Consider the following 517-nt stretch of genomic DNA (forward strand, 5'->3'; position numbering starts at 1 on the left):
AATTCTGTTTTAACTTTATTAATTCTATTGATTTCAGCATTTAGCTTTTGGTCAACTTCTTCTTTTTTAGATTTAACATCATCTAATAAAACCTTAGCTTTATCAGTTTGAGCTTTGTATTTTTTAGGCTCAATTTCTTTAACTAAATCATCTAGTTTAGTTTCTAAGTCACCTAATTCTGTTAATGAAGTTTGTAAGTCAGTTGCTTTATTATCAGCAATAGCTGTGTCAGCTTTTTGAATAGCTTCTTTAGCTTTTTGTTCTAGGTCTTTAACTTTGTTTTCAATTTCTTCTTTAGCTTGTTTTATTTGTTGTTTTTGAGTTGTAACTAAATTATTAGCATCATCATAAGCTGATTTGAAAGCATCATATTCATTTTTTGCATTTTTAGTTTTATCGTCTTCTGAAATGTTAACTAGATTTTGAACTTCGGCTAGTTTTGATTCTAAAGCATCTAGTGCAGTTTGTCTATCATCTAAACCAACTGCCTTATTTAAGGCCTCAGTTAATTGTTTTA

At 28.2% G+C, this 517-nt stretch carries 1 protein-coding gene; it reads right to left on the bottom strand.

Annotated elements, in window-relative coordinates:
• The coding region (locus OF364_RS03115) for a hypothetical protein (protein ID WP_263774136.1) at positions 1-517 on the bottom strand (517 nt) is incomplete at both ends.

The organism is Mycoplasma enhydrae (genome assembly GCF_025779955.1).
Classification (GTDB): Bacteria; Bacillota_I; Bacilli_A; order Mycoplasmatales; family Metamycoplasmataceae; genus Metamycoplasma; species Metamycoplasma enhydrae.